At 72.6% G+C, this 12,663-nt stretch carries 11 protein-coding genes and 2 tRNA genes; 8 read left to right on the top strand and 5 right to left on the bottom strand.

Annotated elements, in window-relative coordinates; all coding sequences use genetic code 11:
* Positions 1-9 precede the first annotated feature (9 nt).
* Positions 10-402, bottom strand: coding sequence for a cupin domain-containing protein (locus tag AOQ37_RS14620; protein WP_062644923.1), 393 nt, complete (start codon positions 400-402; stop codon positions 10-12).
* A 52-nt stretch (positions 403-454) separates the two neighbouring features.
* Here AOQ37_RS14620 and AOQ37_RS14615 point away from each other — a divergent pair, with 52 nt between their 5' ends.
* Together AOQ37_RS14615 and AOQ37_RS14610 are read left to right on the top strand one after the other, a co-directional pair.
* The gene (locus AOQ37_RS14615; protein ID WP_062644922.1) at positions 455-1,492 is read left to right on the top strand and encodes a GlxA family transcriptional regulator; all 1,038 of its coding nucleotides are present in this window, start codon (positions 455-457) and stop codon (positions 1,490-1,492) included.
* Positions 1,489-1,983 carry an LURP-one-related/scramblase family protein gene (locus AOQ37_RS14610; protein WP_062644921.1) on the top strand — a complete coding sequence of 165 codons (495 nt, stop codon included), beginning with the start codon at positions 1,489-1,491 and terminating at the stop codon, positions 1,981-1,983. Before AOQ37_RS14615 ends, AOQ37_RS14610 begins: the two co-directional genes overlap by 4 nt.
* 92 nt (positions 1,984-2,075) lie before the next feature.
* Here the strand turns inward: AOQ37_RS14610 and AOQ37_RS14605 are convergent, their stop codons facing one another.
* Positions 2,076-2,909 carry a carbon-nitrogen family hydrolase gene (locus AOQ37_RS14605; protein ID WP_062644920.1) on the bottom strand — a complete coding sequence of 278 codons (834 nt, stop codon included), beginning with the start codon at positions 2,907-2,909 and terminating at the stop codon, positions 2,076-2,078.
* 191 nt (positions 2,910-3,100) lie between these two features.
* On the opposite strand from AOQ37_RS14605, the gene AOQ37_RS14600 reads away from it, so the two are divergent.
* Positions 3,101-3,925 (top strand): maleylpyruvate isomerase family mycothiol-dependent enzyme, encoded by an 825-nt coding sequence (locus AOQ37_RS14600; protein WP_062644919.1) that lies wholly within the window; start codon positions 3,101-3,103, stop codon positions 3,923-3,925.
* Between the two features lie 81 nt (positions 3,926-4,006).
* On the opposite strand, the gene AOQ37_RS14595 is transcribed toward AOQ37_RS14600, so the two are convergent.
* The gene (locus AOQ37_RS14595) at positions 4,007-4,909 is read right to left on the bottom strand and encodes a D-alanyl-D-alanine carboxypeptidase family protein (protein ID WP_062644918.1); all 903 of its coding nucleotides are present in this window, start codon (positions 4,907-4,909) and stop codon (positions 4,007-4,009) included.
* Between the two features lie 375 nt (positions 4,910-5,284).
* On the opposite strand from AOQ37_RS14595, the gene AOQ37_RS14590 reads away from it, so the two are divergent.
* The 5 genes from AOQ37_RS14590 to AOQ37_RS14570 all read left to right on the top strand — a co-directional run bounded on the left by AOQ37_RS14590 (position 5,285) and on the right by AOQ37_RS14570 (position 9,861).
* Positions 5,285-5,956, top strand: coding sequence for a GntR family transcriptional regulator (locus AOQ37_RS14590; protein ID WP_062645131.1), 672 nt, complete (start codon positions 5,285-5,287; stop codon positions 5,954-5,956).
* Positions 5,957-6,018: 62 nt separating this feature from the next.
* Positions 6,019-7,266 (top strand): MFS transporter, encoded by a 1,248-nt coding sequence (locus tag AOQ37_RS14585; RefSeq protein WP_374701504.1) that lies wholly within the window; start codon positions 6,019-6,021, stop codon positions 7,264-7,266.
* A gap of 116 nt (positions 7,267-7,382) precedes the next feature.
* Positions 7,383-7,455: transfer RNA gene (locus AOQ37_RS14580), tRNA-Trp, on the top strand.
* A 5-nt stretch (positions 7,456-7,460) separates the two neighbouring features.
* Positions 7,461-7,533, top strand: a tRNA-Ser gene (locus AOQ37_RS14575).
* Positions 7,534-7,536: 3 nt separating this feature from the next.
* Complete coding sequence (locus AOQ37_RS14570; RefSeq protein ID WP_062644916.1) at positions 7,537-9,861, top strand: hypothetical protein; 2,325 nt, start codon at positions 7,537-7,539, stop codon at positions 9,859-9,861.
* A gap of 313 nt (positions 9,862-10,174) precedes the next feature.
* On the opposite strand, the gene AOQ37_RS14565 is transcribed toward AOQ37_RS14570, so the two are convergent.
* Positions 10,175-11,659 (bottom strand): dihydrolipoamide acetyltransferase family protein, encoded by a 1,485-nt coding sequence (locus AOQ37_RS14565; RefSeq protein ID WP_062644915.1) that lies wholly within the window; start codon positions 11,657-11,659, stop codon positions 10,175-10,177.
* Positions 11,660-11,669: 10 nt separating this feature from the next.
* Positions 11,670-12,662 carry an alpha-ketoacid dehydrogenase subunit beta gene (locus AOQ37_RS14560; protein ID WP_057606248.1) on the bottom strand — a complete coding sequence of 331 codons (993 nt, stop codon included), beginning with the start codon at positions 12,660-12,662 and terminating at the stop codon, positions 11,670-11,672.
* Between the last annotated feature and the right edge of the window lies 1 nt (position 12,663).

The raw sequence follows: 12,663 nt of genomic DNA, 5'->3' as shown, positions 1-12,663 counted from the left end.
CACCGACAGTCACCTCAGCGCGTGCCCCGTGGTGGCGTCCACGTGGTCCGGCACGTCGTCGTGGCGGTCGCCCACGGAGAGCGTGCCGGTCGGCTCGAAGACGAGGATCTGCGTGGGGACCGGGGCGAACGGCTTGTGCTCCGTACCGCGGGCGACGGTGAACACCGAGTGCGCGGGCAGGACGACGGTGCGTTCGCCGCCCGCCTCCCGCAGGGCGATGTGCAGCTCACCGTCCAGGACGAGGAAGAACTCGTCGGTGTGGTCGTGGACGTGCCACACGTGCTCGCCCTCCACCTTCGCGACGCGCACGTCGTAGTCGTTGACGGCGGTGACGATGCGCGGGCTCCAGCGCTGGGTGAAGGAGGCGAGTGCGGTGGCCAGGGAAACGGGTTCGGCGGTCATGCGCTCAGCCTGCGGGATGCGCCGGCCGCCCCACGAGTGCTAGGAATCGCACATGCCGCAAGAATCCTCGCAGCCCGCGCAGCCCGCGCCGCCCGCGCAGCCCGGACCACGCGCGCCGCACCGGGTCGCCGTGATCGTGGACGAGGGCACCAACCCGTTCGAGGTCGGTGTCGCCACCGAGCTGTTCGGGCTGCCCCGGCCCGAACTCGGACTGGCCGGGCCGCTGTACGAGGTCGTGCTGTGCACCCCCGCGCGCGAGGTGCGGATGAACCACGGGTTCTTCACCCTGACCGACGGGCGGGGCCTGGACGCGGTGGACTCGGCGGACACCCTCGTGGTGCCAGGACGGCCGGACAACGTCGTCCCGCGCGGCCCGGCCGTCCTGGACGCCATCCGGCGCACCCACGCGCGCGGGGCGCGGGTCATGAGCTTCTGCACCGGCACCTTCGCGCTCGCCGAGGCCGGGCTGCTGGACGGACGCCGGGCCACCACGCACTGGATGTGGGCCGAGACGTTCCGGACGCTGCATCCCCGGGTGCGACTGGAGTCGGACGTCCTCTTCGTCGACGAGGGCGGCATCCTGACCGCCGCGGGCAGCGCCGCCGCGCTCGACCTCGGGCTGTACGTCGTGCGGCGCGACCACGGCGCGGAGATCGCCAACGCCGTCTCCCGCCGGCTGGTGTTCGCCGCGCACCGCGACGGCGGTCAGCGGCAGTTCGTGGAGCGCCCGGTGCCGGACGTGCCCGACGAGTCGCTGGCGCCGCTGCTCGCGTGGGCGCGGCTGCGGCTGGGGGAGCCGCTGACGGTGGCGGAGCTCGCGGCCGGGGCGGCGGTGAGCCCGGCGACCCTGCACCGGCGGTTCAGGGCGCAGCTCGGCACCACCCCGCTCGCCTGGCTGACGGCGGAGCGGGTGGCGCTCGCCTGCCGGCTGATCGAGCGGGGGGAGCGGCGGCTGGACGTGGTGGCGGCCAGGAGCGGGCTGGGGACCGCAGCGAACCTTCGCGCACGCGTGCGACGCGAGACCGGACTCAGCCCATCGGCCTACCGGCGGCGTTTCGGACCGGCCGCCGGGGAAGCCGTAACCGCATGAGATTCCTCGTACGCGACCGGCTCCTCGGCTTCGGTGACGACTACTGGATCGAGGACGACCACGGCAACAAGGTGTACCTCGTCGACGGGAAGGCGATGCGGCTGCGGGACACCTTCGAGCTGAAGGACACCCGTGGGCGGGTCCTGATCGACATCCACCAGAAGATGTTCGCCCTGCGGGACACGATGGTCATCGAACGGGCAGGCGAGCCGCTGGCCACGATCCGGCGCAAGCGGCTGTCGCTGCTGCGCAACCACTACCGGGTGGCGCTGGCGGACGGCCGCACCGAACTCGACGTCAGCGGCAAGATCCTCGACCGGGAGTTCGCGGTCGAGTACGACGGCGAGCTGCTGGCCGTCGTCTCCCGGCGATGGCTGCACGTACGGGAGACGTACGGTGTCGACGTCGTCCGGGAGGACGCGGATCCGGCGCTGCTGATCGCGGTGGCGGTGTGTGTGATCCACCTCGCCGACAAGGAGCACGAGGACTAGGACCGGGACGAGGGCCAGGGCACGGACCAGGACCGGTTCGAGGACCGGGGCCTGGGCCAGGACCGGGGCCTGGGTCAGGACCGGGGCCTGGGTCAGGACCGGGCGCGGCGCTCCGGAGCGCGCAGTCCGAGCACCCGGTCCTTCAGGGCCGGGAACTGCTCCCGGGTCGTGGCGACCCTGGAGGGGTCGAACTCGACCGTCAGGATCTCCTCGCCCGAACCCGCCTCGGCCAGCACCTCGCCCCACGGATCCACCACGATCGAGTGACCCGCCTGCGGAACTCCGGCGTGCGTCCCGGCCGTTCCACACGCGAGCACGAACGCCTGGTTCTCCACCGCCCGCGCCCGGGCCAGCAGCGTCCAGTGCGCCCGGCGGCGCTCCGGCCAGCCCGCGGGGACGACCAGGGTCTCGGCACCGGCGTCGACGAGACCGCGGAAGAGTTCGGGAAAACGGAGGTCGTAGCAGGTGGCGACGCCGACGGTCGTCCCGGGGAGGCGGACCGTCACCAGTTCCTCGCCCGCGCCCATCAGCACGGCCTCGCCCTTGTCGAAGCCGAAGCGGTGGATCTTGCGGTAGGCGGCGGCCAGCTCACCGGAGGGGGAGAAGACCAGAGAGGTGTTGTAGAGGGCGCCCTCGCCCGCGGCGGAACCTTCGCCGGCCGGAGCCCGCTCCGGGATCGAGCCCGCGTGCAGCCAGACGCCCGCGTCGCTCGCGGCCTTGGCCATCACCTCGAACGTCGGCCCCTCCAGGGGCTCGGCCTCGCTGCCGAACTCCTCGTAGGCGAACGCCCCGGTCGTCCACAGCTCCGGCAGTACCACCAGGTCGGCGGCTCCGGCCTGTTCCCGCACCAGAGCGGCTACCCGCACCCGGCGCGATTCGACCGATTCGCCCTCTTCTACAGCGATCTGGATCAGAGAGGCGCGCACACTACCACCGTCCTGGCATTCGAGTCGTCCACACGGGCCTACGATCGTCACACGAAAGCACTGCCGGGGTGCCTCACAGCAGCGTAACTTAGCGTTCCGAGACACCCGCCGACACTGCCGACATCCGCCACCTCCCGCTGGCAACGCCGCCACAGCCACCCGAGTACCGACCGCCGAGGGGTCCCGTTTCCGTGAGTCTGCATCCCACCCTCCAGCCCTACGCCGACGCCTGGACCCACTCCATCGAAGCGATATCCGAGCTGGTGCTGCCGCTGGTGGAGGCGGACTGGAACCGCCGGACGCCGTGCCCCGGCTGGTCGGTGCGCGACATCGTGTCGCACGTCATCGGGCTGGACTGCGAGATGTACGGCGACCCGCGTCCCATCCACACGCTCCCGCGCGACCTGTACCACGTCACCAACGACATCCAGCGCTACATGGAGATGCAGGTCGACGTCCGCCGCCACCACACGGCGCCGGAGATGACGTCCGAGCTGGAGTACACGGTCATCCGCCGCAACCGCCAGCTGCGCAACGAGTCGCGCCAGCCCACCACCATGGTCCGCGGTCCGCTCGGCACCGAGCTGACGCTCGAGGAGTCCATGCGCAAGCACGCGTTCAACGTGTGGGCGCACGAGCAGGACCTGCGCGCCGCCCTCGGCCGCCCCGGCAACCTCGACTCGCCCGGCGCGCACATCGCCCGCGACGCGCTGCTCGCGGAACTCCCGGCGGTCGTCGCCGAGAAGGCCGACGCCCCGCGCAGCTCCGCGGTCGTCTTCGACGTGCACGGGCCGATCGAGTTCCTGCGCACCATCCGCGTCGACATCCAGGGCCGCGGCACCCTGGAGACGGCCCCGGCGCTCGGCCCGGCCGCCGCGTTCACCCTCGACTGGGAGACGTACGTGCGGCTGGCGTGCGGGCGGGTGACGGCGGACGCGGTCGCCGACCGGGTGAAGGCGGAGGGCGACCCGGAGCTGACGGCGGCGATCCTGCGGAACTTCGCGGTCACCAGGTAGCCGGCGGGACAGGGACAACGGGAACGGGCCCGCCGTGTGGATCACGGCGGGCCCGTTCCGGTGGCGCGGGTCGAGCGGGTGTCAGCCCAGCTTGGCGAAGCCGAAGTTCAGCAGCTTCGTCGCGTCGGCGGCACGCACCGACGCGCTGGTGGAGGCCAGCACCGTGCCCACGACGGTCTTGCCGTTGCGGGTGGCGGCGAACACGAGGCAGTACTTCGCCTCCGGGCCGGAGCCCGTCTTCACGCCGATGGCGCCGCTGTAGCTGCTCAGCAGCGTGTTGGTGTTGGTCCAGGCCGCCATGGTGCGGGTGGAGCCGGTCTTGGTGATGGTCTTGGCGGTGTACGACTTGGTCTTGACGACCGCGCGGAAGTTCGCGCTCTTCAGCGAGTTGCTGGCGAGCTTCGACAGGTCCTTGGCGGTCGAGTAGTTCGACCCGTTGCCGATGCCGTCGAACGAGTCGAAGTGCGTCCGGGTCATGCCCAGCGCCTTGGCCTTGTTGTTCATCTTGGCGATGAAGTTCTTCACGCGCGCGGCCCGCGTGGAGCCCGTGCCGAACTTGTCGGCCAGGGCGTACGCGGCGTCACAGCCGGACGGCAGCATCAGCCCGTAGAGCAGCTGACGGACCGTTACCTTGTCACCGACGATCAGACGCGCGGACGAGGCGCCCTTCGCCACTATGTAGTCGCTGTAGGCCTTCTGGATGGTGACCTTGGCGTCCAGGTTCAGGTTCGTCTGCGACAGCACGACGTTCGCCGTCATGATCTTCGTGGTGGAACCGGTGGACAGCTTGGTGTCCATGCCCTTGTTGTAGAGCGCGGCGCCGTTCGCGTTGTTCATCACGTAGCCGGTCTTGGCGGCGATCGTGGGCGTCGTGACGGCTTGTGCGGGTGCCGCGGTGAGGGCTCCGGTCGCGAGCACTGCGCCGACCGTGACGGCGACGGATGCGGCCCTGCGGACTCGGATGCCCTTGGTGGCGGTTATCAACTGAAATACCCCGATTACGTCGAATGCCCCTGCGATGCGGCCAAGTTGGGGAGGGGATAAAAAAAAACGGGCCGCATGTGTGTGACACGTAAGTAGCACAGAAAGTTGTGCGCTTGCTGGGCCGAATTTCCGATTACTTGACCCGGCCCGCACCCGGTTCCCCGGACCGCACCGGACCGCACCGGGCTCCGCGGAGGTCCGTGCCGCTCCACAGAGGTCGAAGCGGTCCGCACGGGCCGGCGCAGGTCCGCCGGGGGGAAGGTCGGAACGGGTCCGCCGGGGGAAGGTCGGAACGGGTCCGCCGGGGAAGGTCGGAACGGGTCCGCATTCTGGACCGGCCCCCCGTTGGGTACGTGTTGTATCTATCCTGTGGGCATGCCGTCCTCCGCCCCGCCCGCTCCCGTCCCCGTGAAGCAACCCCCCGCCGCCGACCGTGTGTACGCCCACGTCAAGCAAGGTGTGCTGGACCGCCGTTACGAGGGCGGCACCCTCCTCACCGAGGGCGAGCTCGCCGAGGCCGTCGGCGTCTCGCGCACCCCGGTCCGGGAGGCGCTGCTGCGCCTCGAGGTGGAGGGGCTGATCAAGCTCTACCCGAAGAAGGGCGCCCTGGTCCTGCCGGTCTCCGCACAGGAGATCGCGGACGTGGTGGAGACCCGGCTGCTGGTGGAGGAACACGCGGCACGCAAGGCGGTTCCCGCGTCACCCGCGCTCATCGAGCGGCTGGAGGAGCTGCTCGCCGAGCAGAAGGCGCAGGCCGCGGCGGGCGACCTGGCCGCGGCCGCCGTGACGGACCGCTGCTTCCACGCGGAGATCGTCCGCAGCGGCGGCAACGCCATCCTGTCGAGGCTGTACGACCAGCTCCGTGACCGCCAGCTGCGGATGGGCGTCGCCGTGATGCACTCCCACCCCGACCGGATCGCCAAGACGCTGGGCGAGCACGAGGAGATCCTGCGGGCGCTGCGCTCCGGAGACGCCGAAGCCGCCGTCGAGATCGTCCACCGGCACGTCGGCTGGTTCTCCCACCTGGCCCGCGGGGACGTCCGATGAGCGCCGGCTCCCGCGGCCCGAACTCCACCCTTCCGGGTGATCCGCCGGGCGGACGGCTCGCGATGGCCGTCTGGGGGATCGGTGTCTCGGTCTACTTCGTCGCGGTCATCTTCCGTACCTCCCTGGGGGTGGCCGGCCTCGACGCCGCCGACCGCTTCCACGTCAACGCCTCGGCCCTGTCCACCTTCTCGATCCTCCAGCTCCTGGTCTACGCGGGCATGCAGATACCGGTGGGCCTGCTGGTCGACCGGCTCGGCACGAAGAAGATGCTGACCATCGGCGTCGTGCTGTTCACGGTCGGCCAGCTCGGCTTCGCCTTCTCTCCGTCCTACGGCATGGCCCTCGCCTCACGCGCGCTGCTCGGCTGCGGGGACGCAATGACGTTCATCAGCGTCCTGCGGCTGGGGACCAGGTGGTTCCCGGCGCGCCGCGGGCCGATGGTCGCCCAGCTCGCGGGACTGGCGGGGATGGCGGGCAACCTGGTCTCGACCCTGGTCCTGGCCCGCCTCCTGCACGGCGTCGGATGGACGGCGGCCTTCGCCGGCAGCGCGCTGGCGGGCGTGGTGGTCCTGGTCCTGCTGCTGCTCTTCCTGAAGGACCACCCCGAGGGCCACGAGCCCGCGCCGTTCCCGCACCGGGGCGCGGCGTACGTGCGCCGTCAGATCGCCGCGTCCTGGCGCGAGCCGGGCACCCGGCTCGGCCTGTGGGTGCACTTCACCACCCAGTTCCCGGCGATGGTGTTCCTGCTCCTGTGGGGCCTGCCGTTCCTGGTGGAGGCGCAGGGCCTGTCGCGGGCGACGGCCGGTGAGCTCCTGACCCTGGTGGTCCTGAGCAACATGGTCGTGGGCCTCGTCTACGGCCAGATCGTCGCCCGCCACCACGAGGCGCGGCTGCCACTGGCGCTGAGCACGGTCGGCGCGACCGCCCTGATGTGGGCGGCGACCCTCGCCTACCCCGGCGAGCGGGCGCCGATGTGGCTGCTGGTGACGCTCTGCGCGGTCCTGGGCGCGTGCGGCCCCGCCTCGATGCTCGGCTTCGACTTCGCCCGCCCGGCGAACCCGCCCGAGCGTCAGGGAACGGCCTCCGGCATCACCAACATGGGTGGTTTCGTGGCCTCGATGACGACGCTCTTCGCGGTCGGCGTGCTGTTGGACGCGACCGGCGACGACTACACGATCGCCTTCTCCTGCGTCTTCGTCCTCCAGGCCCTCGGCGTCAGCCAGATCCTGCGGCTGCGCGGCCGGGCGGCCCGTCGCGAGCGGGAACGCCTGGTGGCCAGCCGCGTGGAAACGGTGCACGTGCCCGCGTAGGGGGCCGAACCGCGGGAGCGGCTTTCAGCGCGCTCCCGCGTACGGGCCGTTCGCGGCTCCCCGGCGCGAAACACGGTTGTCCGGACGGGCGTTCGACGTCTACCGTCGGGCCTCATCGACGTGTAGCTCAGTAGCCAGAGCGCCGGGCTCCAGACCCGGAGGGCGCAGGGGCGGAACCTGCCACGTCGGCTCATCGACGTGTAGCTCAGCAGTCGGAGCACCGGGCTCGAGACCCGGAGGGCGCGGGGGCGGCACCCGCCACGTCGGCTTATGAACGACGACGCTGACCAGCAGCACCTCGCAGAGGCCAACCCTGGCTACGCCTCCGGCCAACTGGCCAGGGCGCTCCGGACCGCGCTCACCCACGACGACCCCGACACCCGTCGGCGGGCCGGCGAACGACAGCGCGCCTGGCGGTCCGTGCTGGCGGGCATGGCGAACGGCCTGCTCACCATCGGCTCCCGCACACCGGTCCGGGACCTGCCCGCCTGGGTGACACCCGAGGTGCTCCGGGGCGGCTTCGCCACCGGCGCGCCGAGCGCCGGCGGACCCCTGACGGAGTACGAGGCCGAGGCCGCGCGCCGGGCCGGGGTGCCGCCGGACCGGCAGGCGCTGTTCGCGTACTGGCTGACCGAGGACGGGCTGGCACAGCTCGGCGAACTCCTCGACGGCGGACGGTACGAGGTGACCGTCCCCGAGGAGGCCGCCCTGCTCACCGTGGCCTGGCTGGCCCGGGCCGGGGAGACGGACGCGGCGGTCGCACTCGTCGAGGAGCTCGCGCCGTTCGCGGGACGCCTGCGGTTCACCCCCCGCCCGGCCGCCCGCCCGCTGCCCGACGCCGGCACGCTGCACCGGCGGACCGTCGCCGAGGCGGGCGCGAGCCTGGCGCGGCGGCGGCCCAGCGCGGCGGTGGAGACGCAGCGGGAGGCGCTCACCGTGTGGCAGCCGTTCGGCGACGAACTGCTCGCCCACTGGCTGGAGACCGCCGACGCCGGGCACCCGGCCCGGGTGCTGACCCGCGCCCCCGACACCGCCTGGCGCGGACGCGGCACCGAACTGCTGCGCCGCTACCGCGACCTGGCCGGACGGCACACGTACTGCACCAAGCACCGCAGCGCCAAGGAGAACCTGGGGATCCTGCGCGGGGCGCTGGAGGAGACCGTCGCGGGACGGGAACTCGACGCGCGCCGGCTCGGGCTGCTGCGGCACGCCGTCACGTCCATGGTGCGCCGGCGCGGACTGCCCGGCTCCCCGCGGCTCACCGCGCTGCGCCGGGAGCAGGCCACGCAGGCGGCACTGCCCTCGCACCACGCGCTGGCCCAGCTGGTCCTGCGCCGGCTGTCCGGGCTCGACCAGCGGGCGGGCGTGGCCGAGGTCGCGCCGCTCGTCGCCGACGTGAGCGAGGAGGAGGCGCGGGAGACGGGACTGCCCACGGGCGCGAGGGTTCCGCCCGCCGTCCGGCGGCCCGTCGAGGCCGCGCTGAGCGCACCCCTGGGCACCCTCGTGGAGCGCGGCATCGTGCCCTCGGCGGAGGTGCTGGCCGAGCTGGTACCGCAGCTCGTCGCCGCCACCACCGCGCAGGCCTACCCCGACCTCGCGCTGCGCACGCTCGCGGCCGCCCACCACCGGGCGTTCGCGAGCCGCCGTTCCCTGCTGCTGCTCAATCTCCAGCGGCAGGTGCGGGCGGAGGAACTGCCCTGGGTGCGGGCCGTGGCCGGACAGCGCGCGGACAGCGAGGCGGGCGCGGTGTCCGCCGTCGCGCTGCGGCAGCTCGGCGAGCTGGCCGTGCAGGCGTTCCCCGGCACGATCCTGCCCAACCCCCTGATCCGTGAGCTGTCCGTGCTGGCCCGCCGGGCCGAGCTGGGCGCTCCCCTGGTCGAGGAGCTGGCCGCCGACATCTTCATGGGTACGTTCAGCCCGAAGTTCCTCGCCGCGGCCCGGATCGCGGCGGAGCTGCTGGGCGGCGGCTCGCTCTACGAGCGCTACTACGCCGTCGACTACCGGGCCGTCCGCAACCTGGCGATCGTCGAGGCCGGCGAGGCGCTGACGACGTCGTACGGGGCGAGGACCTCGCCCGGGTTCGCGAAGCTGTGCGTCGAGCGGGCCGAGGCCGGCTCACCGCGGTCGCGGCGCGGAGCAGGATCGGTGGCCGCGAACGGCAAGGTGATCGAGCAGGCGCAGATCCTCACCACGCACAACCTGGCCACCCTGGTCCACCGGGCCGGTGTGGACCCGGAGGCGGGCTGGGCGGACCTCGCCCGCCGCGCCTTCGCCACCGTGTGCCGGCTGACCGGCCGCGTGCACAACAACCCGCGCCCGCTGAGCACCATCAAGGACGTGGCCTACGCCTGGCGGCAGCTGGTGTTCTACCTGTCCCTGTGCACACCCGGCGAGCGGGCCCGCACGCTGGGCCGGCTGGCGCATGAGCCGGCCCTGCACCCCGGCCATGTGGCGGGGCGGCTGGCCCCCGCCCTGACCGGCCTGTACCAGGTCGCCGAGGGCGGCCGGGCCGACGAGGGCACCGGCCGAATGCTGCTGGGCTGGACCACGGACAGACACTGGCTGCACCCGAACCCGACCTCCGAACGGAGCTGAGGCGGGGCGAGGCGGGCTGACGCGGAGCGAGGCGGGCCGAGCTGAGACGGCGCGAGCCCAGCTGACGCTGGCGCCGGGCCGGCTGCTGGTGGGCTGGCCCCATTGGCTGCGCCCGACCCGGCGTCCCAGCCGGGCTGAGGCGGGGCGAGGCGGGCTGAGGCGCGGGGCGGGCCGCGGCGGGCCGGGGCGGGCCGGGGCGGGGCGGGCCGGGGCGGAACAAGGTCCGCCGGGGCCCGGGGCTGCGCCTCCTCGGGAGGCGCAGCCCCGGCCGACGGCCGCCTGCGGGTGTCCGGCGTGCGCCGCCGGACAGGCCCTAACCCCAGGTGATCAGCTTCCTGGGCTGCTCCAGGATCGCCGCCACGTCCGCCAGCACCTTGGAGCCCAGCTCCCCGTCCACCAGCCGGTGGTCGAAGCTCAGCGCCAGCGTCGTCACCTGACGTGGCTTGACCTTGCCCTTGTGGACCCACGGCTGGAGCTTGATCGCGCCGACCGCGAGGATCGCGGACTCGCCGGGGTTGAGGATCGGGGTGCCGGTGTCGACGCCGAAGACGCCGACGTTGGTGATGGTCACCGTGCCGCCCTGCATCGCGGCCGGGGACGTCCGCCCCTCCCGCGCCGTCGAGACCAGCTCGCCCAGGGACTCCGCCAGCTGCGGCAGCGTCTTGGCGTGCGCGTCCTTGATGTTCGGGACCAGCAGGCCCCGGGGGGTCGCGGCCGCGATGCCCAGGTTGACGTAGTGCTTGACCACGATCTCCTGCGCCGCCTCGTCCCAGGACGCGTTGATCTCCGGGTTGCGCCTGATGGCGACCAGCAGGGCCCTGGCGATCAGCAGGAGCGGGTTGACCCGCAGGCCCTGCATGTCCTTGTCCTGCTTGAGCTCCTCGACCAGCTTCAGGGTGCGCGTGACGTCGATCGTCACGAACTCCGTGACGTGCGGCGCGGTGAAGGCCGAACCGACCATCGCCGCCGCCGTCGCCTTGCGGACGCCCTTGACCGGGACACGGGTCTCCCGGGCCGTGTCGTACGAGGGCGCGGGCACGGCCGCCGGGGTGGTGACCGGAGCCTGCGTCACCTGCGGCTCCGGCCGTTCCACCGGAGCGGCCTGCTCGACCGGGGCCGCCGGGGCCGCCGCCGCGTGGACGTCCTCGCGGGTGATGATGCCGTCCGGGCCGGACGGGACCACCGTGGCGAGATCGACGCCGAGGTCCTTGGCCAGCTTGCGCACCGGCGGCTTGGCCAGCGGGCGCTCCCGCACGGCGGACGTGCCGCCGTGTCCGTTCAGCTCCGCCTGGACCGCCTCCGCGGCCTGGGAGGCCGCGGTCTCCTGGCCCTTGCGCGGGCGGCGCTTGGTGGAGGACGCGGCCACGCCGTACCCGACGAGGACCGGCTGGCGGCCGGAACCCACCGACTTGGCGGCCTCGGCCTGCGGCGCCGCCGGCTGCTCCTCGGGGGCGGCCGGGGCCGGGGCGGGCGCCTGCACGGCCGCCTGCGCCGGTACCTCGGCGATCGGGGCGGCGGCCGGGGCACCGCCCGCCCCTCCCGCCACGTCCACGGCAATGATCGACATGCCCACGTCGACCGTGGTGCCCTCGGCGAAGTGCAGCGCGCGGACCACCCCGTCGTAGGGGATGGGCAGTTCCACGGCGGCCTTGGCCGTCTCGACCTCGCACACCACCTGGCCGTCCGTGACCGTGTCACCGGGCTGGACGTACCACTTGAGGATCTCGGCCTCGGTGAGCCCCTCACCCACGTCGGGCATCTTGAACTCGCGTACGGACGCTTCCGTCATCGTCGTCACGACCCTCTCCTCAGTACGCCAGGGCACGGTCGACGGCGTCGAGCACCCGGTCCAGGCCCGGCAGGTACTCCTCCTCCAGGCGCGCCGGCGGGTACGGGGCGTGATAGCCGCCGACCCTGAGCACCGGGGCCTCCAGGTGGTAGAAGCAGCGCTCGGTGATCCGGGCGGCGATCTCCGCGCCCGACCCGAAGAACACCGGCGCCTCGTGGACCACGACCAGGCGGCGGGTCTTCTCGACCGACGCCTGGATCGCGTCGAAGTCCAGCGGGGACACCGAGCGCAGGTCCAGGACCTCCAGGTTCTTGCCCTCCTCGGCGGCCGCGGCGGCGACCTCCTGGCAGAGCTTCACCATCGGGCCGTAGGCGACGAGGGTCAGGTCCGTGCCCTCGCGGACGACCTGGGCCTTGTGCAGCGGGCCGGGGATCGCCTCGGGGTTGACCTCGCCCTTGTCCCAGTAGCGACGCTTCGGCTCGAAGAAGATCACCGGGTCGTCGCTCTGGATGGCCTGCTGCATCATCCAGTACGCGTCGGACGCGTTGGACGGGGAGACGATCTTCAGGCCCGACACGTGCGCGAAGAGGGCCTCGGGCGACTCCGAGTGGTGCTCGACCGCGCCGATGCCGCCGCCGTAGGGGATGCGGACGACGACCGGCAGCTTGACCTTGCCGAGCGAACGCGCGTGCATCTTGGCGAGCTGGGTGACGATCTGGTCGTAGGCCGGGAACACGAAACCGTCGAACTGGATCTCCACCACCGGGCGGTAGCCGCGCAGGGCCAGGCCGATCGCGGTGCCGACGATGCCGGACTCGGCGAGCGGGGTGTCGATGACGCGGCTCTCGCCGAAGTCCTTCTGAAGGCCGTCCGTCACCCGGAAGACGCCGCCGAGCTTGCCGACGTCCTCACCCATGATCAGGACCTTGGGGTCCGCCTCCAGGGCGCGGCGCAGCGACTCGTTGATCGCCTTGGCCAGGGCCAGGTTCTTGGACGTCACGGTCTCCGCCATC

The sequence above is a fragment of the Streptomyces maremycinicus genome (assembly GCF_001184025.1).
GTDB classification, from domain to species: domain Bacteria; phylum Actinomycetota; class Actinomycetes; order Streptomycetales; family Streptomycetaceae; genus Streptomyces; species Streptomyces maremycinicus.
The sequence above is the reverse complement of the archived record's forward strand: the minus strand, read 5'-3'. Positions and strand labels throughout refer to the sequence as shown.